The sequence below is a fragment of the Bradyrhizobium sp. HKCCYLRH2060 genome, from assembly GCF_051168135.1.
GTDB lineage: Bacteria > Pseudomonadota > Alphaproteobacteria > Rhizobiales > Xanthobacteraceae > Bradyrhizobium.
The window spans coordinates 14,780-36,550 of sequence record NZ_JBNPUK010000009.1 but is presented as its reverse complement, the minus strand read 5'-3'; the positions used below and the strand labels follow the sequence as shown (position 1 = coordinate 36,550).

Sequence of the window (21,771 nt, the reverse complement as noted above, 5' to 3'; positions counted from 1 at the left end):
CTCTCCATAGTCGGACTAACCTCACATCCGTAACTAAGCGGGCGTCGCCGGGGAGTTGGGCTATGGACGCGATCGCCGTCGTACTGGGGAGGCCGAGGGAGTTGTCGCTGCAACAGCTGCAGCTGGCGGATGCCCCGGACTGCCTGACCGTCGACATCGAATGGAGCGCGATCAGCACCGGCACCGAGCGGCTGCTGTACGAGGGACGGATGCCGTCCTTCCCGGGCATGGGCTATCCGCTCGTACCGGGCTACGAGGCGGTGGGCCGCGTCGCGCGCGCCGCGCCAAACTCCGGTTTTCGCAAGGGCGAGCGCGTGTTCGTGCCGGGCGCGGCGCGCTGCTTCGGCGAGGTCAGGAGCCTGTTTGGCGCCGCCGCCTCGCGTCTCAACGTTCCCGCACAGCGCCTTGTTGCGATCGATGAGACGACGGGCCAGCGCGGCGTGCTGCTGGCACTGGCGGCCACCGCCTATCATGCATTGCAGATCGATGGTGACGGCCAGGCCGAATGCGTCGTCGGCCATGGCGTGCTCGGCCGTCTGCTGGCGCGGCTGATCGTGGCGATGGGCGGCGATCCGCCCGTGGTGTGGGAAAGCAATCCGGAGCGCGCCGTTGGTGCGACGGGCTATCGCGTCATCGATCCCTCAGAGGACAGCAGACCCGACTATCGGCTAATCTTCGATGCCAGCGGCGATGCCGGGCTGCTCGACAGCCTCATTGCTCGCCTGGCGCCACGTGGCGAGATCATCCTCGCCGGCTTCTACAGCGCGCCGCTCTCCTTCTCCTACCCGCCGGCCTTCATGCGCGAGGCGGCGATCCGCGTCGCCGCCGAATGGACGCACGAGGATCTGCTCGCGGTGCGCAATCTCATCGACACCGGTCGGCTGTCGCTGGACGGGCTGATCACGCACCACGCCGACGCCTTGTCCGCGGAGAGTGCCTACCAGACCGCGTTCGACGATCCCTCATGTCTCAAGATGGTCCTGGACTGGAGAGCTGCCGCATGAACGCCCCGACCAAGATCACCGCCAATCTTGCCGCGATGACGGATGCCTTGCGTGCCGAGGCCGCGATCGAGCCGGATGCGCCGGTGACGGCTGCGCCGAAGAAGGCCACGCAGATCATCGCGATCTACGGCAAGGGCGGCATCGGCAAGAGCTTCACGCTCGCCAACCTGTCCTACATGATGGCGCAGCAGGGCAAGAAGGTGCTGCTGATCGGCTGCGATCCGAAGAGCGACACCACCTCGCTGCTGTTCGGCGGCCGGGCCTGCCCGACCATCCTCGAGACCTCGTCGAAGAAGAAGCTCGCCGGCGAGGAGGTCAAGATCGGCGACGTCTGCTTCAAGCGCGACGGCGTGTTCGCGATGGAGCTTGGCGGGCCCGAGGTCGGCCGCGGCTGCGGCGGACGCGGCATCATCCATGGCTTCGAGCTGATCGAGAAGCTCGGCTTCCACGATTGGGGCTTCGACTATGTGCTGCTGGACTTCCTCGGCGACGTCGTCTGCGGCGGCTTCGGCCTGCCGATCGCGCGCGACATGTGCCAGAAGGTGATCATCGTCGGCTCCAACGACCTGCAGTCGCTCTACGTCGCCAACAATGTCTGCTCGGCGGTCGAGTATTTCCGCAAGCTCGGTGGCAATGTCGGCGTCGCCGGCATCGTCATCAACAAGGACGACGGCACCGGCGAGGCTGCGGCGTTCGCGGAAGCCGCCGGCATTCCGGTGCTGGCCTCGATCCCGGCCGACGACGACATCCGCCGCAAGAGCGCGAGCTATCAGATCATCGGCCGCCCCGGCACGCCCTGGGCGGCGCTGTTTGAGCACCTCGCCCAGAACGTCGCCGAGGCGCCGCCGCGGCATCCGCATCCGCTGACGCATGACGGTCTTCTCGGGCTGTTCAAGGCCTCGGAGGTCGGGCGCGACGTGGTGCTGGAGCAGGCGACGCTCGAGGACATGTGCGGCAGCACCGCAGTGGCCAAGCCGTCGCTCGAAGTGATCTACGACAGCGTGTGATGGGATCGGTCGGCGAGCGGAATGTAATGCAATGAGCGATCCTGTGGTCCATCAGGCAATCAGCGCGCAGAGCGGCGCAGCGGCAGCTCTTCTGCCGGCGCAGCCCGAGGCGCTCGGCTGCCACGCCGGCAAGGCCGAGCTCAAGCGTGCGGCCGATGCCGCCGGCAAGAGCGAGGTGCTGGCGCGCTACGCGGCCGACTATCCGGCCGGGCCGCACGACCAGCCGCAGAGCATGTGCCCGGCGTTCGGCTCGCTGCGCGTGGGCCTGCGCATGCGGCGCACCGCGACGGTGCTGTCGGGCTCGGCCTGCTGCGTTTATGGCCTCACCTTTACATCGCACTTCTACGGCGCGCGGCGCAGCGTCGGCTACGTCCCGTTCAATTCCGAGACGCTGGTCACCGGCAAGCTGTTCGAGGACATCCGCGAGGCCGTGTTCAAGCTGGCGGACCCCGCCAACTACGACTGCGTCGTCATCATCAATCTCTGCGTGCCCACCGCGTCGGGCGTGCCGCTGCAGATTCTCCCGAAGGAGATCAACGGCGTCCGCGTCATCGGCATCGACGTGCCCGGGTTTGGCGTGCCGACCCATGCCGAGGCCAAGGACGTGCTCGCCGGCGCGATGCTGAGCTACGCGCGCCGCGAGGCGGAGCAGGGTCCGGTGCAGGCGCCACGCGTGCCGCGCGGCGATCGGCCGACCATCGCGCTGTTAGGTGAGATGTTTCCGGCCGATCCCGTCGGCATCGGCATGATGCTGGCGCCGCTTGGTCTCGCCGCGGGTCCCGCGGTGCCGACGCGCGAATGGCGCGAGCTGTATGGCGCGTTGGACTGCGCGGCCGTGGCGGCGATCCATCCGTTCTACACGGCCTCGATCCGTGAGTTCGAGGCGGCGGGCCGCCCGATCATCGGCTCGGCGCCGGTCGGCTGGGATGGCACGGCGGAGTGGCTGGAGGCCGTTGGCGCGGTCTGCGGCGTCGGTCGCGCGCAGATCGATGCGGCCAAGAACGCGGTGCTGCCGGCGATCCGCGGCGCGCTTACGGCGACTCCGATCCGCGGCCGGATCACGCTGTCGGGCTATGAGGGATCGGAGCTGCTGGTCGGGCGTCTGCTGGTCGAGAGCGGCGCCGACCTGCGCTATGTCGGCACGGCCTGTCCGCGCACGCGCTGGTCGGAGGCCGACTGTGCCTGGCTCGAGAGCCGCGGCGTGCGCGTGCAGTACCGCGCCTCGCTGGAGCAGGATCTCGCGGCGGTCGATGAGTTCGCGCCGGATCTTGCGATCGGCACCACGCCGGTCGTGCAGAAGGCCAAGGCGCGCGCGATCCCGTCGCTCTACTTCACCAATCTCATTTCGGCGCGGCCGCTGTTCGGCGTCTCCGGCGCCGGCTCGCTGGCCCAGGTCGTCAATGCGGCCATTGCCGGCAAGGCGCGTTTCGACGAAATGCGCGACTTCTTCGAAGGTGTCGGTGAGGGCGACACCGCGGGCGTGTGGCAGGGCACCCCTGTCGCGCGTCCCGACTTCCGCGACAAGTATCGCAGGACGGTCGCGGCGCAGGCGAAGGCGCGCAAGTCCGAGGAGATGGTGTGATGCTGATCCTCGACCACGATCGCGCCGGCGGCTATTGGGGGGCGGTCTACGCGTTCACCGCGATCAAGGGCCTGCAGGTCATCATCGACGGCCCCGTGGGCTGCGAGAACCTGCCGGTGACCTCGGTGCTGCACTACACCGACGGCCTGCCGCCGCATGAGCTGCCGATCGTCGTGACGGGGTTAGGCGAGGACGAGCTCGGCCAGAAGGGCACCGAGCAGGCGATGAAGCGCGCCCGCGCCGCGCTCGATCCCGACCTGCCGGCGGTGGTCGTCACCGGCTCGATCGCCGAGATGATTGGCGGTGGCGTCACGCCCGAAGGCTCCAACATCAAGCGCTTCCTGCCGCGCACCATCGACGAGGACCAGTGGCAGAGCGCCAACCGCGCGTTGAGCTGGCTGTGGAGCGAATACGGCCCACGCCGGATTCCTGAGCGCAAGCCGCGCGCCGACGGCGAGAAGCCCAGGGTCAACATCATCGGTCCGATCTACGGCACCTTCAACACGCCGTCGGATGTCGCCGAGATCCGCCGCCTGGTCGAAGGCATCGGCGCCGAGATCAACATGGTGTTCCCGCTCGGCAGCCACCTCGCCGACGTGCCGAAGCTGGTCAATGCCGATGTCAACATCTGCATGTACCGCGAGTTCGGTCGCCTGCTGTGCGAGACGCTGGAGCGGCCTTATCTGCAGGCGCCGATCGGGCTGCATTCGACGACGAAATTCCTGCGCTCGCTGGGCGAGATGCTCGGCCTCGATCCCGAGCCGTTCATCACCCGGGAGAAGCATACGACGATCAAGCCGCTGTGGGACCTCTGGCGCTCGGTGACGCAGGACTTCTTCGGCACCGCGAGCTTCGGCATCGTCGCCTCTGAGACCTACGCACGCGGCCTGCGCAATTTCCTGGAGATGGAGCTCGGGTTGCCGTGCAGCTTTGCCATCTCGCGCTGTGCCGGCGCCAAGACCGATAATGACGCCATCCGCAAGGCCATCCACGAGCGGCCGCCGCTGGTGCTGTTCGGCAGCTATAACGAACGCATGTATGCGGCGGAAGCCGGCAACCGGTCGATCTACATTCCGGCCTCGTTCCCGGGCACGGTGATCCGGCGCCACACCGGCACGCCGTTCATGGGCTATGCGGGGGCGACCTACGTCGTGCAGGAGGTCTGCAACGCGCTGTTCGATGCGCTGTTCAACATCCTGCCGCTCGCAACCCAGCTCGACCAGATCGCGGCGACGCCGGCGCGGCTCGAGCGTGAGCTGCCATGGGATGACGGGGCCAAGCTCGCGCTCGACCAGATCATCGAGACCCAGCCGGTGCTGGTGCGGATCTCGGCGGCCAAGCGGCTGCGCGACGCCGCCGAGCGCGGTGCGCGCCAGGCTGGACTCGACAAGGTGACGGAGGACGTTCTCGCGCATGCGCGGTCGCAGCTCGCAACGGGCCAGGCCGCGTAGGCGCGGGGATAGCGGAGAGGGAGAGGACGATGTCGTTATACGAACGCATGGATCGTGACGTCGCACCGAGATCGCGAGAGCGCATCGACTATCTCCTGGTCTACGCGATGTGCTTCGCCGTGCTGATGGTCGAGGGCGTGCTGCGCCGGATCGGCTCCATCATCACCGGCCACCGGCCCGCGCCGCTCGGCGCGATCGTCGGTGAAGCAAGGATCAAGGCCGCGAACTGCGCGACCTCGTCCTTCATGGGACTTTGAGTTCGAGAGCGGTCAGTGCGCTCTTCGGATTTGCAAGGAGTTCGTGCGGCTCGCCGCACGGATGTCATCCCGGCGACGGGATGACACTTCGACGCCGCTCATCTCGGTGAGCGGCATCCGGCCGAAAGGCCAACACCAGGAGGTACCACTATGGTGGACGTACCAAACAAGGGAGGCTCTCTGTCGGGGCTGACCGAAGCGGAGGCGAGGGAATTCCATAGCATCTTCATGACGAGCTTTGTGGTCTTCACGGCGGTTGCGATCGTCGCCCACATTCTCGCCTGGATGTGGCGTCCCTGGCTGCCCGGGCCGACTGGCTACAAGGCGGCGATGGATGGGGCAGCCCACTACGCCACTCTCGCGCTCTCCTACCTGACCTGATCGAAAGGAGAAAACTATGTGGCGCTTGTGGTTGTTGTTCGATCCCCGCAGGGTTCTCGTGGCTCTCGGCGTGTTCCTGTTCGGACTGGCATTGGTGATTCACTTCATCCTGCTCAGCACCAACCGGTTCAACTGGCTGGAGGGGCCGCGTGCAGCGAAGACGTCGTCGATCTCCGATCCGGCAACGCCGGTGAAGCTCAGCTAGCAGCTCGACGACCAGAGGGAAGCGGACGGGCGACGGCGGCAGACCCCGTTCGCCCGCTTCCCAAATCCTCTCGTCCAACGAATTCACGACACGACACGTAGCATATCGCGCGACGGGCAGCGGAGGCAGGACCGATGGCAATGCTCAGCTTTGAACGAAAATACCGCGTCCGCGGCGGCACGTTGATCGGCGGCGACCTCTTCGATTTCTGGGTCGGACCGTTCTACGTAGGCTTCTTCGGCGTGACGACGATCTTCTTCACCTTCGTCGGCGTGGCGCTGATCCTCTACGCCACGGCGCTCGGACCGACGTGGAATCTCTGGCAGATCAGCATCAACCCGCCCGATGCCAAATATGGGCTGTCGTTCGCGCCGCTCACCGAGGGCGGCTTCTGGCAGCTCATCACGGTGTGTGCGCTCGGCGCCTTCGTCTCATGGGCGCTGCGCGAGGTCGAGATCTGCCGCAAGCTCGCGATCGGCTATCACGTGCCGTTCGCCTTCGGCTTTGCGATCTTCGCCTATTTCACGCTGGAGGTGATCCGGCCGGTGCTGATGGGCTCATGGAGCTACGCCTTCCCCTATGGCATCATCACCCACCTCGATTGGGTGTCGAACACCGGCTATCAGTTCGGCAACTTCCACTACAATCCTGCGCACATGATCGCGATCACGTTCTTCTTCACGACGTGTCTCGCGCTCGCGCTGCACGGCTCGCTGATCCTGTCGGCCGCCAACCCGGGCAAGGGCCAGGAGATGAAGTCGCCGGAGCATGAAAACACCATGTTCCGCGATCTCCTCGGCTACTCCATCGGCACGCTCGGCATCCATCGCCTCGGTCTGTTCCTGGCGCTGTCGGCGGTGTTCTTCAGCGCCGTCTGCATCGTCATCTCCGGTCCCGCCTGGCTGATGCCGGAAGGCAATGCCTGGTCGGACTGGTGGGACTGGTGGCGCCACGTCCCGATCTGGTCGCCGCCGCAATGAGTTCAAGGAGAGGTCGTCATGGCCCAATACCAGAACATCTTCACGCAGATCCAAGTTCGTAGTGCGATCTATCCGGGTATCCCGATCGAGCCCGGCGTCTGGGAGCGCATCGGCAAGGGCAGCTTCAACTACTGGTTCGGCAAGCTCGGCGATGCCCAGGTCGGGCCGGTCTATCTCGGCTTTCTCGGCCTCGCGTCGCTGATGTCGGGCTTCGTTGCGATCGAGATCATCGGTCTCAACATGCTGGCGTCGGTGAACTGGAGCCCGCTCGAGTTCATCCGCCAGTTCCCGTGGCTGGCCCTGCAGCCGCCGGCGCCGGAATACGGCCTGCAGATCTTCCCGCCGCTGCAGGAGGGCGGCTGGTGGCTGATGGCCGGCTTCTTCCTGACGACGTCGATCCTGCTGTGGTGGGCGCGGACCTATCGCCGCGCGCGGGCGCTCGGTCTCGGCACGCATGTGTCGTGGGCGTTCGCGTCGGCAATCTGGCTCTATCTGGTGCTCGGCTTCATCCGGCCGATCTTCATGGGGAGCTGGAGCGAGGCGGTGCCGTTCGGCATCTTCCCGCACCTCGACTGGACCAACAACTTCTCCATCACCCACGGCAACCTGTTCTACAATCCGTTCCACATGCTCTCGATCGCCTTCCTGTACGGGTCGGCGCTGCTGTTCGCGATGCATGGCGCGACGGTGCTGGCGATCAGCCGCTACGGCGGCGAGCGTGAGCTCGAGCAGATCGTCGACCGCGGCACGGCCTTCGAACGTGGTGCGCTGTTCTGGCGCTGGACCATGGGCTTCAATGCGACGGCCGAGTCGATCCATCGCTGGGCCTGGTGGTTCGCCGTGCTTTGCACCTTGACCGGCGGCATCGGTATCCTACTGTCGGGCACCGTGGTCGATAACTGGTTCGACTGGGGCGTGAAACACGGGCTGGCGCCACCGCGCTGAGTCCTGCAGGTCGAGAGATGTTGGACAGAGTTGAACAGATCGATATGGCCGGGCGCAGCACGCGTCCGGCCAATCTTTTGCAGGCGATGCGGGAGCGGACCAAGACGCTCCACGTCACCGCGGAGCGGGCCGGCATCGTGGCCGAGCTGTTGCGGGGGCGCGGCACGCGACAGGCCTACGCGTTGTTGTTGCGCAATCTGCTGCCGGTCTACGAGACGCTCGAAGCGGAGCTGCTCCGCCATCAGGGCACGCCAGTGACGGGCCGCATCGTGCGGCTGGAGCTGCATCGCAGTGCTGCGATCAAGGCCGATCTCGCTGAGCTCGAAGCGCGCAATCTGCCGTTGCTGCCCGAGGCGATCGCCTATGTTCGTGCTATCCACGAGGCAGGCTCCGGCTCCGGCCATCCGCTGCTGGCGCACGCCTATACGCGCTATCTCGGCGATCTCAGCGGCGGCCAGATCATCAAGAAGATCCTGGCGCGCTCGCTCGAACTGGAGCCCGCGGCGCTATCGTTCTACGAGTTTACGGAGATCGCCGATATTCCGCGCTTCAAGGATCACTACAGGGACGCATTGGAGCAGGCCGGCGCGGCGATGGCCGAGCATGATGCGGTCATCGAGGAAGCCGCCACGGCCTTCCAGCTGAACATCGCGCTGTCGCAGGCGCTCCAGCAGGCGGCTGGGCTCGCTGGCTGAGGCCGCCGACGTCCAGCTCAAATCGATCTCGTCCGACAGGGCACGGCGTTGGAGCCGATGTGTTTCCGCCGGCGACGGCCGGCTCCCCTCCCCGCAAGGGCGGGGCCATCGCATATGACCCGGCCCTTGTTAGGGGCCTCATGGTTCGAGACGCGCCGAAGACGGCGCTCCTCACCATGAGGATTGAGAATCCTGCCGCGAAACTGGCCTCGTCCTGAGGAGCCCGCCGGAGGCGGGCGTCTCGAAGGACGGTCGCGGGAAGACTGCGCGCCCAGCCTCTTTCACCATATGCGATCGCCCTGCCCGCAAGGGGGAGGGGAGTAGACCGAGAGCGTGGTGAGATATCGGGCGATATCGTCAAAGTACGAGCTACGTGGTCAAAGCGGGTACGGGACGGCATTCATCAACGACGTACCGCAGACACTCTCCCTCGTCTCACTCCTCGCTCTGCGAGCGATACCACACCAGGTGCTCGAGGATCTCCAGCGTCCGCGTGGTCGAATTGCGGATGCTCTCCAGCATCTCCGGCATGCTGCCGGCCTGCGCACCGTGCGTCACCTCCAGCGCGGCGAGCTGCGCGTTCTCGACGGTAGACGCGGCGAGCTCCTTGTAGATCAGGCTTGCGCTCTGATCGAGCCGCAGCGTCGGCCGGCGGGCGCCGTCGATTTCTTCCTGGAAGCGCGCCCGGGCCGCCTCGGCGGTCTTGCGCTCGGTCAAGTCCGAGAAGATCAGCACGAAGCCGAGCACGCGATCATACGGCGCGATCACCGGGTCGGCGCGCACCATCAACGGCCGTTGCGGCGAGGCGCCGCCCGTCAGCGTCAGCTCGCCGCGCCAGCTGCGCTTGTTGCGCATGAGGTCGTCGAGATTGGCGCGGAATTCCGCCGGCGCGGTGCAGTAGCTGCCGAGATCGCGCAGATATGGGATGTGCGGATGCGAGGCGCGCAGCTGCTGCTCGAATGCTTCGTTCATCAGCAGGATGCGGCCCTCGACATCGGCGATGATGACCGGCTGCTCCGAGCGCAGCACCTGGGCGCTGATCGTGGCGAGCTGGTCCTGCGCGATCACCATGCGCACCGAACGCAGCTGCAGCGCCACGTCGGCGACCGTCTCGCTGACGACGCGGGCGGAGGCGAGCTCGGCGCTCGACCACGGCTCGGACTTGCCTTCGACCAGCTGATGCCATTTCGCAAACGAGCGCCGCGGCGACAGATCCGACGGATCGTCGCCGATGATGACGGCCTTGAGCGGGTCGCCGCCCCAGGTCACCGTCCGCACCTGCTCCGGCCGGAACCACAACAGATACTCGCCCTCGCTCGCCGACAGCGGTGCGGCGATCAGGCCGCTGGCGATCGAGCGGATGTCGGCAAAGGACGGTTCGTCGAGCGTCAGCGAGCTGGTCGCCGTCAAGCCCTCGGGGGCTGCTCCCGGCGTGTTGCGCCGGCGATCGAGCCAGGCGGCGAGATCGCGGATGCGCTGCGTCGACGGGACGTCGCCGGCGGTCGTGACCTGGCCCTCGAACAGCAGCGCCGCGCCGCTCGCACCAAGCGGCTGCAGCAGCGACTGCGAGCCGTCGAACAGCGCCGCCTGCCATTCGCCGTCGCGCGACACCGCTTCGACCAGCCGCTGCTCCAGCCGGCGCACGACCAGCTCGGATTGGCTTTGGGCAAAGCTCTCCAGCGCCGCGATCCGGATCGCGCAGGTCTCGGCCAGCGCCTCGCCTGCCGCGCGAATGTCGAACGGCACGAAGCGCGGCTCATAGTGATGGCAGGCGATCAGTCCCCACAGCCGTCCGCTGACTATCAGCGAGCACACCAGCGTCGCGCCGACGCCCATGTTCTGCAGGTATTTCTGGTGGATCGGCGACATGCTGCGCAGGCAGCTCAGGGACATGTCGAGGTCGCGGCCGTTGAGCGGCGAGATGCGCGGCTGCAGCGGCACTGGCGTGTAGTTGACGTCGACCAGGAGGCGCACGCGGTTGCGCTCGTAGAGCCGGCGCGCGATCTGCGGAATGTCGGATGCCGGATAGCGGTTGCCGAGAAAGGCCTCCAGATCCGGCCGCCGCCGCTCCGACAAGACCTCGCCATGGCCGTCCTCGTCGAAGCGATAGACCATGACGCGGTCGTAGCCGGCGATCTCCCTGAAGATGGTCGCCGTCTCGTCGCACAGGCCGAGCAACGATGAGGCCGAGGTGATGCGGTGGAAGGCGCTGTCGAGCGCAGGCGCGATGTTGGTCGTCTTCGTCGCCGGCTCCAGCTCGACGATCAGCCCGCCATTCGAGGGTCGGTGAAGTGTGCAGTCGACCCGGCGCGGCGGCGCCCCGGCGGTGCATCGCAGGGTCATCGGAGCCAGATGGAGGGGGCTGTTGAGATGCGGCAGGATCTGCAGGGCCAGGTCGCCGCCAAGATCGCGCAAGGGACGGCCGACCACGGAGCCGGTGTTGAGGAAGACGGCCGCATTGGTGCTGGCCTGGATGACGATGTTGTCGGGCTCCTTGACCGCCAGGAGAATGCCGTGCGGCTGGATCGAGCCTGCGAGATGAATCTGTTCACGCTCGCAATCCGCAAGAGTAGCGTGGCCGAAGGCCGGCGTTGTCAGCGGAACGGGCAACTATCTCCCCTTTTCGGTTTCCTCGTCGCTTTCTTCGAGTTGGCTCAGATTATACCGATCGAGCTTGGCGTAAAGACTCTGGCGGCTGAGGCCGAGAATTTCGGCAGCCGACGTCCGGTTCCCGTTGGCGAGCTCGAGCGCAGCGCGGACGTAATGCTGCTCGACGACTTCGACCGTGCTCCTCACCAGGTCGCGCAACGGTGTCTTGCCGACGGATTCATTGAGGCCCGCGAGGGCGACCCGCAGATTGTCATGCTCCGCCGCGGGCGACAACCGCCTGGCGATGTTGCGCAACACCAGGCCGATCCGGCGCTGGCCGTCGAGGCCATGGGCGGCAGCCGAGATCTCGACCTCGGTCTCGGTCCCGAGCTCGCCCTGGATCGTGGTCGACAGCAGCCGGACGGCTCCATGGCGCTCGACGTTGGAGATCAGCACCGAAAGGTCGGCGCCGGGGCGCGTCAGCCACCGGCTCAGCTTCTCATCGATCAGCGCCTCTTTCGATCCGACCTCGACCAGCTCCAGGAAGGCCCGATTGGCCCGCTTGATGGCACCGGTGCCATCGATGCTGATGACGGCATCGGGAAGATTGTCGATCAGCGCTTCGGGATCGTCGGGGAGCGGGCCCGGCTGCGCGGCCTTGCCGATCGGCGCCATCTGCAGCAGGAACATCGGCGCGGTCTCGCTGGTCATCAGCGATCCCCGGAGCATCCAGGGTGCGGTGTCGTGGCCGAGGTGAATCACGATGCCCGGCGCCTTGCCCTGGTCGCGGACGCGCCTCAGCATCAGCTCTACCGGCTCGCGATCCTTTTGCGGGATCTCCTGCAGGAACTCGCGGCCCACCAGATTGTCCCGGCGACGGCTTGAAACGCCGAGCGCGGCCGCCGCCGTCCGATTCGCTTCGACGATGCGCAGATCTGACACTTTCGTCAGCAGCACAGCCTCGTTGGAGTCCTCGATGACCAGGCGGTAGCGCGTCTCGATCTCGCGCAGCTTCCAGTAGTCGCGCTCGATGGTCTGCTGGGCCGAGATCAGCCGGGCCTGGAGCTCCGCGACGGCCTGCAGATTCTTGCCGATCGCCAGCATGCCGGCCCGGCCGCCGAGCAGCACGGTCGTGAATTCCATCGGCAGCTCGAGACCGCTCGGGAACCGCTGCGTGATCTGTCGGAACGCGGAAATGCCGGTCCGCTTGGTGTCCTGCATGATGCGCTCGATCTTCTCGCTCGCATCATCGACGATCTCGGACCAGGGACGGCCGAGCCAGATGTCGACATTCTCGGCTGACATGTTCGGCGACAGCGTCGCCTCACGGATCACGCCGTCCATGTCCAGCAGCAATGTCACGTCGGGTCGTGGACCGTGAAACTCGGCCATGGTCTTGGCACCCGTTATCTTTGGCACCCTCTTGAGACGCTCGGGGGATCGCGGCCAGTTCATTTGGCGCGCATTTTGAAGGTGTTGCGCCCCATCCCGCTAACGTATTGAGAGTCTTGAGAATGTCGTTAGCCCATGCAGGGCGCTCGCTGTCAAGGCTTATTTCGGAGCATCCAGCTTTCGTTGGTATCCCTGCGCCTATTGCATGTTCGAGCTGCGACTTATTCGCTCACTTTCGCCTGAACCAGGCATGACAAGATCACGTGACACTGTTACCTGTAAGGAGCAAATCACATGGGCTAACAAAAACGACGCATCGGGAGGTCGCATATGCTTCGATCGGGTTTGGTTGCAGCGGTCATGACTGCCATGTCGGCGGGCGCCGCGTTCGCGTTGGACGGCGGGGACGCTGCCAAGGGCGAGCAGGTCTTCAAGCAGTGCATGACGTGCCACCGGATCGGACCGGAGGCGAAGAACGCCGTCGGTCCGGTACTCACCGGCGTCGTCGGCCGGCCCACCGGGACCTATCCGGGCTTTGCCTATTCGGAGCTGAACAAGCATGCCGGCGAGGCGGGGCTCGTCTGGACCGAGGACAATATCTTCGCATACCTCCCGGATCCCAACGCCTTCCTGAAGAAGTTCCTCACCGACAAGGGCAAGGCGGATCAGGCGACCGGCTCGACCAAGATGGTGTTCAAGCTCGCCAACGAGCAGCAGCGCAAGGACGTCATCGCGTATCTGAAGACGTTCTCTGAGAAGAAGTGAGCGGCGTCGGTACCGCGCTGAGGTTCTGAGCGGTTGCCCGCGCACCTTCCGCACGCACCCGTGTCGTCCCGGCGAACGCCGGGACCCATACCGCGTGATCTCCCTTGGGGCACGCTACGCGTTGAGCCTTCTGTGAAACCGATAGTTGCCGGTGGCTATGGGTCCCGGCGTTCGCCGGGACGACAGCTGTGGGTGCCCTTTGCGTCAGCGGGGTTTGCGCGGGCCGAGCGCATGAGTCATTTGAAGAGGCGATATGCCTCAACGCCACCGCTGCCTGAGATCAGCCGCGTTGGCGAGGCCGGAGGCGGCGAGGCAGCCTGCGAGCCAGAACCACGGCGCCCCGGTCAGCGCGCAACGTACAGCCAGCAGCAGGAACACCCCGGCGAGCAGATTGGGCAGCAGCGCGAGCGGGCTGATGCCGCGGCGGTGGCGCTGCCAGATCCACGTCACGGCCGCAAGCTCCACCGCGACCACCGTTAGGATCAGGTCGACCAGATGCGGGCTGTGAAACAGCTCATCCATCGCGCGAGCCGCTACGCCGCCCTCGCGAGCCCGGTGAGGTGCGCGATGTTCTTGAAGAAGATGCGCACATGCGACAGCGGCTTGGCGCGGACCAATTCCTTGTTCATGTACGCGTCCCAGGTCAGCTGCTGGACGTCCTTGTCACGGCAGATCGCGACGAAGCGCTCGCGGCGGGCATCGCTCGTGTACCAGTAGCGCTGCATCAGACCGAGGATGAAGAACACGGCGCCGTGCCTGCGCATGAAGGATTTGCGGGCCGTCGCCAGGGCGGCTGCATCGCCGGTCTTAAGGAACAAGGCAACGGCGTCGGCGGCCGCGCGGCCGCCAGCCATCGCGTAATAGATGCCTTCACCGGAGGCCGGGGCCACCACGCCCGACGCATCGCCGGCCAGCACGACGTCGCGGCCATTGTCCCAGCGCGACAGCGGCTTCAGCGGGATCGGCGCGCCTTCGCGGCGGATGGTGTCGAGATCGTCGAGCGCGGCAGCCTTGCGGAATTCGGCGACTGAGCCCCGCAGCGAAAAGCCTTTATGCGCGCTGCCGGTGCCGATGCTGGTGGTCGGTCCGTGCGGAAACACCCAGCTGTAGAAGTCCGGCGACAGCCGGCCGCGATAGACGACATCGCACCGCGCGGCATCGAACACCGGATGGCTGCGGTCCGGCGAGCGGATGATCTCATGATACGCGAACACGTAGCGCATCTCGCCGGCTTCGGGGATGCACTGGCGCGCCACGGCCGAGACCGCCCCGTCGGCGCCGATCACGGCGCGCGTCCGCACGCTGTCCTCGCGCACGCTGCCGTCGTCCATGCGCCGGACGTAGTGCACCACCGACCTGCCGTCGTCGTCGCGCGCGATATGGCTGAAGGTTCCGGTGCGGCGGATCGCGCCGCCTTCCGCCGCGCGTGCGCGCAGCCACTCGTCGTAATGCTCGCGATCGACCATGCCGACGAAGCCGCCGTCGATCGGCATGTCGACGTCCCGGTTGCTCGGCGACACCATGCGGGCGGACGAGATTCGGGCCACCAGCAGATGGTCGGGAATCTCGAACTCGGCGACCAGCCGCGGCGGGATGGCGCCGCCGCACGGCTTGATGCGGCCGGCTCGGTCGAGCAGCAGCACGTGATGGCCGTGACGGGCCAGATCATTCGCGGCCGTTGCGCCGGCCGGTCCGCCGCCGATGATCACCGCGTCGAAGGTCTCGGGGCTGGAGGAGGGGCTCATCGGTCAGGCTCCCTGGTTGGCCGGCTGTGGCTGAAGCGGCGACGTCTGCTCGCGCGGGCGCTTGATCCAGATCGCGAGCCAGGCGGAGAGAACGAACAAGGCGGCTTCGGCGGCGAACACCGCCGCGTAGGCCGAGGCGGTCGACGGCATAAGGTGACGCGCAGCGTCTGCCGCCGCGGTGCCGACGAAGCCGCCGATGCCGAACGAGATCGCCTGCGAGGCGCCCCACAGGCCCATGCGCGTGCCCTCGCGATTGTCGCGGCCTTCGCTGACCATGTTCATCATCGCGCCGATCGCGGCGATGGCGTAGACGCCGTTGGTGATGCCGAGCAGCAGCACGGACGCGCGTAGCGGCCAGGCCGGGCCGACGGTGGCGGCGGCGACCAGGCTGAGCAGCGCCAGCGCCGAGGCGAGGCAGCCGCCGATGATCCAGGGCTGCGGGCGCGTCCGCCAGTCGGCATGCAGGCTCGCCATCGCCGGCATCAGGATCATGCCGATCAGCGCGCCCATGTGCTGCACCGAGGAGAGCTGCGTGGTCTGGCCCGGCGTCATGCCGAACACGCTGCCGGCGAACGGCTCCAGGATGAGGTCCTGCGCGCTGTAGGCCAGCATCGAGACGAAGATGAAGATCGCGAACCGTCGCGCCTGCGGCTCCCGGCAGATCTCGCGGAAATCCTCCATGAAGCCGGAGCGATTCGCGGCGCCGGAGGTCGCGTGAGGAGACGCGTCGGGCTGCTCGATCCCCCAGACGCCCAGCAAGGTCAGCACCATGGCGATCGCCGACACCGTGCCGGACACCAGCATCAGCCGCTCGCCGGAGAACGGATCGAGCGCCTTGCCGGCGACCGCGGTCGTGATGATGAAGCCGGTGATCATCATGATCCAGGCGATCGAGGCGGCGGCGCTGCGCCGCGCCGGCGCGGTGCGCTTGGCGAGCAACACCAGCAGCGAGGTGCCGGCGGCGCCGACGCCGATGCCGATCATGATGAAGGCGATCACGGCGATCGCGAGCCCGAGAGCGAGATGCGTTGCCATCAGCGCGGTGGCGGCGGCGGCCAGCAGGCCGCCGGCGGCGAGCACGGCCATGCCGCCGACGATCCAGGCGAAACGACGCCCGCCGACGTCGGAGCCATGACCGAGCCAGGGCCTGAGCACCTGCATCGCGTAATGGATCGCGACCAGGAGGCCGGGGATCATGGCCGGCAGAGCGAGCTCGATCACCATCACGCGGTTCAAGGTCGAGGTAGTCAGCACCACGACCGCGCCAAGCGCGGTCTGCACCAGGCCCAGCCTGACGATGCCGAACCAGGACAGAGGAGCGGGCGCAGCGTTGCTCATGCCGGCAACCCCGCCAGCGCGAAGGCCGTGACCAGCATGCCCAGCACGTAGAGCAGCACGCCGGTCCCGTTGTACCAGGGCGCGAGCTCGCGCGGATTCGTCATCAAGCGCCGCATCAGCACCAGCTGGGCCGCGATCAGCGCTGCGACGATCGTGGCATGGGCCGGTCGGCTCCAGACGATAAGCAGCACGAGCACCGCGACCTGCGCCAGCGCCATCGTGATGCAGGCGAGGCGCGCGGCGCGCTCGGGCCCGAGCAGCACCGGCAGCGAATTGACGCCGCTGACGCGATCGCCATTGATCGACTTGAAGTCGTTCAGGGTCATGATGCCGTGCGCGCCGGCGCTATACAGCAGGGCGATCGAGAGCACCGGCCAGGACGGCGCCTGCGCGCTCATGATCGCCGCCGCGGTGATCCAGGGCAGTCCTTCATAGCAGAGGCCGACGGCGCTGTTGCCCCACCAGCCGTTCTGCTTCAACCGGATCGGCGGCGCGCTGTAGGCCCAGGCGAGCGCAAGGCCGAGCGCCGCCGCGGCAAAGCCCCAGGTGCCGAGCAGGGTGGCGACGCCAAGCGACAGCACCGTCCAGATCAGCGCGATATGGAGACCCCAGCGTCCGGGAATGCGGCCCGACGGGATCGGGCGGTCCGGTTCGTTGAGCGCATCGACATGGCGGTCGAACCAGTCGTTGACGGCCTGGCTGGTGGCGCACACCATCGGCCCGGCGAGCACGAGGCCCGCGATCACGATCGGCCAGCGCGACGCCAGCGGCGCGCCTGACGACACCACACCGCAGCCGAACGCCCAGATCGGCGGAAACCACGTGATCGGCTTCAACAGCTCGAGAACGGCCGAGGGCTGAAGCCTTGATGGAATCCCTGGAGCGAGCGGGACGGGCGCGATCTCGGTCATTGCAACTGTTCCACCTATTCCAACTGACTGTCTTCTTCGCTCGGCTCGGCAAGGCCATAGCGCCGCAGCTTGACGTAGAGGCTCTGTCGGCTGAGGCCGAGCATCTCGGCAGCGGTCGCGCGGTTGTCGCCGGTCAGCTTGAGCGCGGTCTCGATGCACATCCGCTCGATCACGTCGGTGGTCTCGCGCACCAGCTCCTTGAGCGGCACGCGGCCGATCAGCTCGGCGAGCTGCTCACGGGAGCGTGGAATATAGCCGTGGTCGCCGCCGTCGCTGGAGATGCGCGGGCCGACATTGCGGATGGTGAAGCCGAGCCTGGCCTGGCCGGGCGCCCCGACCGTGCTGGCGGAGATCTCGACGTCGACCGGCGAGCCGTGCTCGCCGCGGACGACGCTGGAGAACAGCTTCACGCTGCCATGCTGGCGCAGATTGGTCAGCATGACCGAGAAATCGATCGCCGACTTGCCGATCCAGCGGTCGATCGTCTCGCCCAGGATCTGGTGCATGTTCTCGATCTGCGCGAGCTGCAGGAAGGTGGCGTTGGCGTGCAGCAGGCGGCCGTCCATGTCGGTGATGACGAATCCGTCGGGGGCCGATTCGACGAACTGCACGAGCTGGGTGTTGACGTCGGAGCTCTTCGGGAGTGCAGGCTGCGTGGCCAGCGGCGAGAACCGCAGCAGGAACAGCGACGCGTTGTCCTGCCGGAAGAAGGTGCCGTCGAGCAGATAGTCGCGGCCGCCGTCGAGCCGGATCCTGGCGCGTTCGATCTTGCCCTGCGAGCGGATCGCCAGCGACAGGGATTGCGACATCGCCGTGTCGTCGAGCAGCAGCGCATCGGGAAACAGCTTGCCGATCAGATTGGCGGCGCCGTGATCGAGCAGGGCGGCCGCGGCCGGGTTGGCCTCGACGATGCGATGGCTCACCGCATCGACGATCAGCACCGGCTCCGACGTGATCTGGAACAGGATCCGGTAGCGCGATTCGGCGTTGCGCATGCGCGAGTAATCGCGCTCGATGGCGACTTGCGCCTCGATCAGCTTCTGCTGGAGCGCGGCGGTGGCGCGCACGTCGCGGCCGACCGCGATGAAGCGCGCCGCGCCCTTGATCGCCACCACCGCGAACAGGATCGGGATGTCAGGCCCGCGCGCGGCCGGATAACGCACCTCGCGCCAGCGCGACACCTTGCGCTGGGAGGCCTCCGTGAGCAGCAGCTCTGGCTTTGTCTGGCTTTCCTCGGACACTGTTGCTTGCCAGGATCGGCCGATCCACGCGTCTGTGTTTCTCAGTTCAAGCGGCAGGCCGGCTTGTTGAAAAGCCAGGTCCTGAATGTTGCCGTCGGCGTCGAGCGCGAGCGCAATGTCGGACGCTGCGGCGACCAGCATGCCCGCAACATCCGCATTGAGGTCGCCAAGCGACTCTTTCGGAGCTCTGAACGCCCTCACCAACGCCGTTGTCCTCCCAGTCAAGGAGCCTTCGCGCGGCAAGTCTCGTTCCAGCATTCATCTTCACTGCACCCTCAGCTATCGCCGTTCGGTCAGAAGACTGACGACGTGCCGGGCTTGCGAAGCCTCTCTGCTCGGATCGGAGACGACACCGTCGCCACCGACCAGGAGAACGAGTTCAGGCCGTTCAATAAAAGCAGGACCGCAGACCAGCACGCCGACGTCCTGGTTGGAGGACTCGCGCCGGACCATCCTTATGTTTGAGGCGAGATCGTCAAGCTTCCTGTCGCTGGTGGCGAAGAACTCGACGACATTGAACCACTGCGAGCGAAGCGTCTCGACGAAGCCGCGATCGGCCGTGTCGGGCTCGATCCAGGTGTCGAAGCCGTCGCGACGGAAGAACTCGCCCGCCAGCACGAGACCGAACATCATGTGGCCCAGCTCGCGCCTGTCGCCCGGCGCCGTGGTCAGCAGCACGCGCAGTCCTGCGGGCGCGACCGCGAGCTCGGCGCAGAAGGCCGGGCTGAAATGCCGCAGCAGCTGCTGCAGCCGCCACAGCGCGAGCGTGACGTCGGCGAAGTCGCGCTCGTCGTCCGCCCACAGATGGCGCAGATGGTTCGCGGTGGGGACCAGGAGATCGAGATAGATGCGCTCCAGGGTCTCGCCGTGATCGCGATGCGCCTGGATGCAGGCCACCGCGCCAACATCGTCCGCGTCCAGCACGAGCTCGGCGAAATCAGCCGCCTCCTGCGCCGACGCTGTGATGATCGCCGGGACGCGTTCCAGCGCGGAGGCATGGGCCATCACGAGCCGCGGAATGATCTCGGCTTCGATCGCGTCGTTGAGTTGGGGATGGCGTGTGGTGCGCAGCGGCGCGACGATGCGCGGCGATGCCGGCGAATGAAAACCGGGCTGCCCACGCTTCGTCCGAAAGCGGGCTCGCGGAAATCGGGCTGTCTCATTGAGCTCGGTCATAAGCGCCTCCCCTCCATATGAGCGCACGTCACTCGCTGCGTCAATATTATTTGACGTCAATTTTGATTGACACTCTTCCTGCCCAGGTCTAGCGTTTCCCCATCGGGCTCGCACTCGGGGATTTGCGATGCGCCACCTGCGAACTGCACAACGTGACGTTGATCAGACCGAGTGCGGTGCACCACCAATCCCCCTGTGGTTGTCGTCATCGCATCACTGGGCACCGATGTTGTCAAATCATCTTTACACATCGTGTGATGCGCAGTTCACATCCGCCACTGATCCGTCGCTCTGGAGCCAGCTCTGCTTCACGCCTGACCCGGCGTCGCGTGCAAAGCGGCAAGCGCTTTACACGGCTGAGGAAAAGCGCCGGCGCGACGCCACGCCATGGACTCTGGTGCAGGGCATTCTGGCGCCGCTGCAATTTCTCGTCTTCCTGATCAGCCTCGGCCTCGTGGCGCGCTATCTCGCGACCGGCGAGGGGCTGTGGCTCGCGACCGCCTCCGTCGTTCTCAAGACGGCGCTGCTCTACACCATCATGATCACCGGCTCGATCTGGGAGCGGGTCGTGTTCGGACGTTATCTGTTCGCACCGGCCTTCTTCTGGGAGGACGTGTTCTCGATGCTGGTGATCGCGCTGCATACGGCCTATCTGGCTGCGATCATCGGCCATGTCGGCAGCGCCCGGCAGCAGATGCTGCTCGTGCTCGCCGCCTACGCAGCCTATGCGATCAACGCCGCGCAATTCCTGCTCAAGCTGCGCGCGGCGCGGCTGCAGGACGAGGCGATGGCGGCGACGTCCCGTGCGGAGCGCGCGTCATGAATGCTCATGCACAAGCCTGTGCCGTGAAACCACCTGCTTCGCCGGACGGCGTGCTGCGTGAGCGCGGCCAGCGCGAGGTGTTCTGCGGCCTGACCGGCATCGTCTGGCTGCACAGAAAGATTCAGGACGCGTTCTTCCTCGTCGTCGGCTCGCGCACCTGCGCGCATCTGATCCAGTCGGCCGCCGGCGTGATGATCTTCGCGGAGCCGCGCTTCGCCACCGCGATCATGGAGGAGCGCGATCTCGCCGGGCTCGTCGACGCCAATGACGAGCTCGACCGCATCGTCGGTCAACTGCTGGCGCGCCGTCCCGAGATCAAGCTGTTGTTCCTGGTCGGCTCCTGCCCGTCGGAAGTGATCAAGCTCGACCTGTCACGCGCGGCGCTGCGGCTGTCGCAGCGCTTTTCGCCTGATGTGCGCGTGCTCAACTACTCCGGCAGCGGCATCGAGACGACGTTCACTCAGGGCGAGGATGCCTGCCTCGCGTCGCTCGTGCCGGTACTCCCCACCGCCGATCGCGGCGCGCGACCGTCGCTGCTCGTGGTCGGCGCGCTCGCCGATGTCGTCGAGGATCAGTTCAGGCGGACTTTTGCGGCGCTCGGCATCGATCAGGTTGCGTTCCTGCCGCCGCGGCGCTCGTCGGAGCTGCCGGCGATCGGCCCGCAAACGCGGGTGCTGCTGGCGCAACCCTTCCTCGGCGACACCGCACGCGCATTGGAGGAACGTGGCTGCCGCAGGATTGCGGCGCCATTCCCGCTCGGCGGCGAAGGCACGGCGCTGTGGCTCGCAGCCGCGGCCGACGCCTTCGGCGTGTCGCGCGCCCATGTCGAGCGGACCATCGCGCCGCTGAAGGCGCGGGCCGAGCGCGCGCTGGCGCGCTACCGCGCGCAGCTCGCCGGCAAGCGCGTCTTCCTGTTTCCGGATTCGCAGATCGAGATCCCGCTGGCGCGTTTCCTGGCGCGCGAGATCGGCATGGAGCTGATCGAGGTCGGCACGCCCTATCTGCACCGCGAGCATCTCGACTCCGAGCTGGCGCTGCTGCCTGATGGCACGCAGCTCAGCGAGGGCCAGGATGTCGAGCGCCAGCTCGATCGTTGCCGCGCCGCGCGGCCGGATCTCGTCGTCTGCGGGCTCGGCCTCGCCAATCCGCTGGAGGCCGAGGGTCTCACCACCAAATGGTCGATCGAGCTGATCTTCACGCCGATTCAGGGGTTCGAGCAGGCCGGCGATCTCGCCGAGCTGTTCGCGCGGCCCTTGCTGCGGCAAACCAGACTGGCGGTGTGAG

The 21,771-nt window shown here is 66.7% G+C and carries 21 protein-coding genes; 13 read left to right on the top strand and 8 right to left on the bottom strand.

Features of this window, described 5'->3' with window-relative positions; translation table 11 throughout:
* The first annotated feature begins 62 nt into the window (after positions 1–62).
* The 10 genes from bchC to ACQR10_RS18370 all read left to right on the top strand — a co-directional run bounded on the left by bchC (position 63) and on the right by ACQR10_RS18370 (position 8,507).
* A complete protein-coding gene (bchC, locus tag ACQR10_RS18415) occupies positions 63–1,004 on the top strand; it encodes a chlorophyll synthesis pathway protein BchC (protein WP_316217408.1) in 942 nt (313 codons plus the stop codon).
* On the top strand, positions 1,001–2,011 hold the full coding sequence (locus ACQR10_RS18410) for a chlorophyllide a reductase iron protein subunit X (RefSeq protein WP_315803440.1): 1,011 nt from the start codon (positions 1,001–1,003) through the stop codon (positions 2,009–2,011). Before bchC ends, ACQR10_RS18410 begins: the two co-directional genes overlap by 4 nt.
* A 31-nt stretch (positions 2,012–2,042) precedes the next feature.
* Positions 2,043–3,593: a chlorophyllide a reductase subunit Y gene (gene bchY / locus ACQR10_RS18405; RefSeq protein ID WP_316217407.1), complete on the top strand. Its 1,551-nt coding sequence runs from the start codon at positions 2,043–2,045 to the stop codon at positions 3,591–3,593.
* Positions 3,593–5,044, top strand: coding sequence for a chlorophyllide a reductase subunit Z (gene bchZ, locus ACQR10_RS18400; protein ID WP_316217406.1), 1,452 nt, complete (start codon positions 3,593–3,595; stop codon positions 5,042–5,044). The genes bchY and bchZ overlap by 1 nt, the downstream gene beginning before the upstream one ends.
* Before the next feature lie 29 nt (positions 5,045–5,073).
* On the top strand, positions 5,074–5,301 hold the full coding sequence (locus ACQR10_RS18395) for a hypothetical protein (RefSeq protein ID WP_315803443.1): 228 nt from the start codon (positions 5,074–5,076) through the stop codon (positions 5,299–5,301).
* A 150-nt stretch (positions 5,302–5,451) separates the two neighbouring features.
* Positions 5,452–5,682 carry a light-harvesting antenna LH1, beta subunit gene (pufB, locus tag ACQR10_RS18390; protein WP_315803444.1) on the top strand — a complete coding sequence of 77 codons (231 nt, stop codon included), beginning with the start codon at positions 5,452–5,454 and terminating at the stop codon, positions 5,680–5,682.
* Positions 5,683–5,698: 16 nt separating this feature from the next.
* Positions 5,699–5,887 (top strand): light-harvesting antenna LH1, alpha subunit, encoded by a 189-nt coding sequence (gene pufA / locus ACQR10_RS18385; protein ID WP_315803445.1) that lies wholly within the window; start codon positions 5,699–5,701, stop codon positions 5,885–5,887.
* A gap of 134 nt (positions 5,888–6,021) precedes the next feature.
* Complete coding sequence (gene pufL, locus ACQR10_RS18380; RefSeq protein ID WP_315803446.1) at positions 6,022–6,867, top strand: photosynthetic reaction center subunit L; 846 nt, start codon at positions 6,022–6,024, stop codon at positions 6,865–6,867.
* Between the two features lie 18 nt (positions 6,868–6,885).
* Entirely contained in the window at positions 6,886–7,812 is a 927-nt protein-coding gene (pufM, locus tag ACQR10_RS18375) for a photosynthetic reaction center subunit M (protein WP_315803447.1), read from the top strand.
* 17 nt (positions 7,813–7,829) lie between these two features.
* Positions 7,830–8,507 carry a heme oxygenase (biliverdin-producing) gene (locus ACQR10_RS18370; protein WP_316217405.1) on the top strand — a complete coding sequence of 226 codons (678 nt, stop codon included), beginning with the start codon at positions 7,830–7,832 and terminating at the stop codon, positions 8,505–8,507.
* A 435-nt stretch (positions 8,508–8,942) separates the two neighbouring features.
* On the opposite strand, the gene ACQR10_RS18365 is transcribed toward ACQR10_RS18370, so the two are convergent.
* Positions 8,943–11,117, bottom strand: coding sequence for a GAF domain-containing protein (locus ACQR10_RS18365; protein ID WP_316183305.1), 2,175 nt, complete (start codon positions 11,115–11,117; stop codon positions 8,943–8,945).
* Positions 11,118–12,488 (bottom strand): transcriptional regulator PpsR, encoded by a 1,371-nt coding sequence (gene ppsR, locus ACQR10_RS18360; RefSeq protein ID WP_315803450.1) that lies wholly within the window; start codon positions 12,486–12,488, stop codon positions 11,118–11,120.
* A 330-nt stretch (positions 12,489–12,818) separates the two neighbouring features.
* Between ppsR (ACQR10_RS18360) and ACQR10_RS18355 the strand changes: the two genes are divergently transcribed.
* Complete coding sequence (locus ACQR10_RS18355) at positions 12,819–13,253, top strand: c-type cytochrome (RefSeq protein ID WP_315803451.1); 435 nt, start codon at positions 12,819–12,821, stop codon at positions 13,251–13,253.
* Between the two features lie 258 nt (positions 13,254–13,511).
* On the opposite strand, the gene ACQR10_RS18350 is transcribed toward ACQR10_RS18355, so the two are convergent.
* The 6 genes from ACQR10_RS18350 to ACQR10_RS18325 form a co-directional block, all read right to left on the bottom strand.
* Entirely contained in the window at positions 13,512–13,775 is a 264-nt protein-coding gene (locus tag ACQR10_RS18350; RefSeq protein ID WP_315803452.1) for a hypothetical protein, read from the bottom strand.
* Between the two features lie 11 nt (positions 13,776–13,786).
* Complete coding sequence (locus tag ACQR10_RS18345; protein WP_316217404.1) at positions 13,787–14,998, bottom strand: geranylgeranyl diphosphate reductase; 1,212 nt, start codon at positions 14,996–14,998, stop codon at positions 13,787–13,789.
* 3 nt (positions 14,999–15,001) lie between these two features.
* Positions 15,002–16,336: a BCD family MFS transporter gene (locus ACQR10_RS18340; protein ID WP_316217403.1), complete on the bottom strand. Its 1,335-nt coding sequence runs from the start codon at positions 16,334–16,336 to the stop codon at positions 15,002–15,004.
* Positions 16,333–17,247, bottom strand: a complete 915-nt coding sequence (gene chlG, locus ACQR10_RS18335) for a chlorophyll synthase ChlG (RefSeq protein WP_315803455.1) — start codon at positions 17,245–17,247, stop codon at positions 16,333–16,335. Before chlG ends, ACQR10_RS18340 begins: the two co-directional genes overlap by 4 nt.
* A gap of 14 nt (positions 17,248–17,261) precedes the next feature.
* A complete protein-coding gene (gene ppsR, locus ACQR10_RS18330; protein ID WP_316217402.1) occupies positions 17,262–18,629 on the bottom strand; it encodes a transcriptional regulator PpsR in 1,368 nt (455 codons plus the stop codon).
* 138 nt (positions 18,630–18,767) lie between these two features.
* Positions 18,768–19,664, bottom strand: a complete 897-nt coding sequence (locus tag ACQR10_RS18325; RefSeq protein WP_316183309.1) for a cobalamin B12-binding domain-containing protein — start codon at positions 19,662–19,664, stop codon at positions 18,768–18,770.
* Positions 19,665–19,893: 229 nt separating this feature from the next.
* On the opposite strand from ACQR10_RS18325, the gene bchF reads away from it, so the two are divergent.
* Both bchF and ACQR10_RS18315 read left to right on the top strand, forming a co-directional pair.
* The gene (gene bchF / locus ACQR10_RS18320; RefSeq protein ID WP_315803458.1) at positions 19,894–20,487 is read left to right on the top strand and encodes a 2-vinyl bacteriochlorophyllide hydratase; all 594 of its coding nucleotides are present in this window, start codon (positions 19,894–19,896) and stop codon (positions 20,485–20,487) included.
* Positions 20,484–21,770 carry a ferredoxin:protochlorophyllide reductase (ATP-dependent) subunit N gene (locus ACQR10_RS18315; protein WP_316217401.1) on the top strand — a complete coding sequence of 429 codons (1,287 nt, stop codon included), beginning with the start codon at positions 20,484–20,486 and terminating at the stop codon, positions 21,768–21,770. The genes bchF and ACQR10_RS18315 overlap by 4 nt, the downstream gene beginning before the upstream one ends.
* Position 21,771 lies beyond the last annotated feature (1 nt).

Excerpts from the sequence above, each read along its gene's own strand:
- ACQR10_RS18370 (WP_316217405.1), top strand. The coding sequence starts at position 7,830 with ATGTTGGACAGAGTTGAACAGATCGATATGGCCGGGCGCAGCACGCGT.
- bchC (WP_316217408.1), top strand. The coding sequence starts at position 63 with ATGGACGCGATCGCCGTCGTACTGGGGAGGCCGAGGGAGTTGTCGCTG.
- chlG (WP_315803455.1), bottom strand. The coding sequence starts at position 17,247 with ATGACCGAGATCGCGCCCGTCCCGCTCGCTCCAGGGATTCCATCAAGG.
- ppsR (WP_315803450.1), bottom strand. The coding sequence starts at position 12,488 with ATGGCCGAGTTTCACGGTCCACGACCCGACGTGACATTGCTGCTGGAC.
- bchY (WP_316217407.1), top strand. The coding sequence starts at position 2,043 with ATGAGCGATCCTGTGGTCCATCAGGCAATCAGCGCGCAGAGCGGCGCA.
- ppsR (WP_316217402.1), bottom strand. The coding sequence starts at position 18,629 with ATGCTGGTCGCCGCAGCGTCCGACATTGCGCTCGCGCTCGACGCCGAC.
- ACQR10_RS18395 (WP_315803443.1), top strand. The coding sequence starts at position 5,074 with ATGTCGTTATACGAACGCATGGATCGTGACGTCGCACCGAGATCGCGA.
- ACQR10_RS18410 (WP_315803440.1), top strand. The coding sequence starts at position 1,001 with ATGAACGCCCCGACCAAGATCACCGCCAATCTTGCCGCGATGACGGAT.
- ACQR10_RS18340 (WP_316217403.1), bottom strand. The coding sequence starts at position 16,336 with ATGAGCAACGCTGCGCCCGCTCCTCTGTCCTGGTTCGGCATCGTCAGG.
- ACQR10_RS18355 (WP_315803451.1), top strand. The coding sequence starts at position 12,819 with ATGCTTCGATCGGGTTTGGTTGCAGCGGTCATGACTGCCATGTCGGCG.
- ACQR10_RS18315 (WP_316217401.1), top strand. The coding sequence starts at position 20,484 with ATGAATGCTCATGCACAAGCCTGTGCCGTGAAACCACCTGCTTCGCCG.
- ACQR10_RS18345 (WP_316217404.1), bottom strand. The coding sequence starts at position 14,998 with ATGAGCCCCTCCTCCAGCCCCGAGACCTTCGACGCGGTGATCATCGGC.
- pufA (WP_315803445.1), top strand. The coding sequence starts at position 5,699 with ATGTGGCGCTTGTGGTTGTTGTTCGATCCCCGCAGGGTTCTCGTGGCT.
- ACQR10_RS18325 (WP_316183309.1), bottom strand. The coding sequence starts at position 19,664 with ATGACCGAGCTCAATGAGACAGCCCGATTTCCGCGAGCCCGCTTTCGG.
- bchZ (WP_316217406.1), top strand. The coding sequence starts at position 3,593 with ATGCTGATCCTCGACCACGATCGCGCCGGCGGCTATTGGGGGGCGGTC.
- ACQR10_RS18350 (WP_315803452.1), bottom strand. The coding sequence starts at position 13,775 with ATGGATGAGCTGTTTCACAGCCCGCATCTGGTCGACCTGATCCTAACG.
- pufL (WP_315803446.1), top strand. The coding sequence starts at position 6,022 with ATGGCAATGCTCAGCTTTGAACGAAAATACCGCGTCCGCGGCGGCACG.
- pufB (WP_315803444.1), top strand. The coding sequence starts at position 5,452 with ATGGTGGACGTACCAAACAAGGGAGGCTCTCTGTCGGGGCTGACCGAA.
- pufM (WP_315803447.1), top strand. The coding sequence starts at position 6,886 with ATGGCCCAATACCAGAACATCTTCACGCAGATCCAAGTTCGTAGTGCG.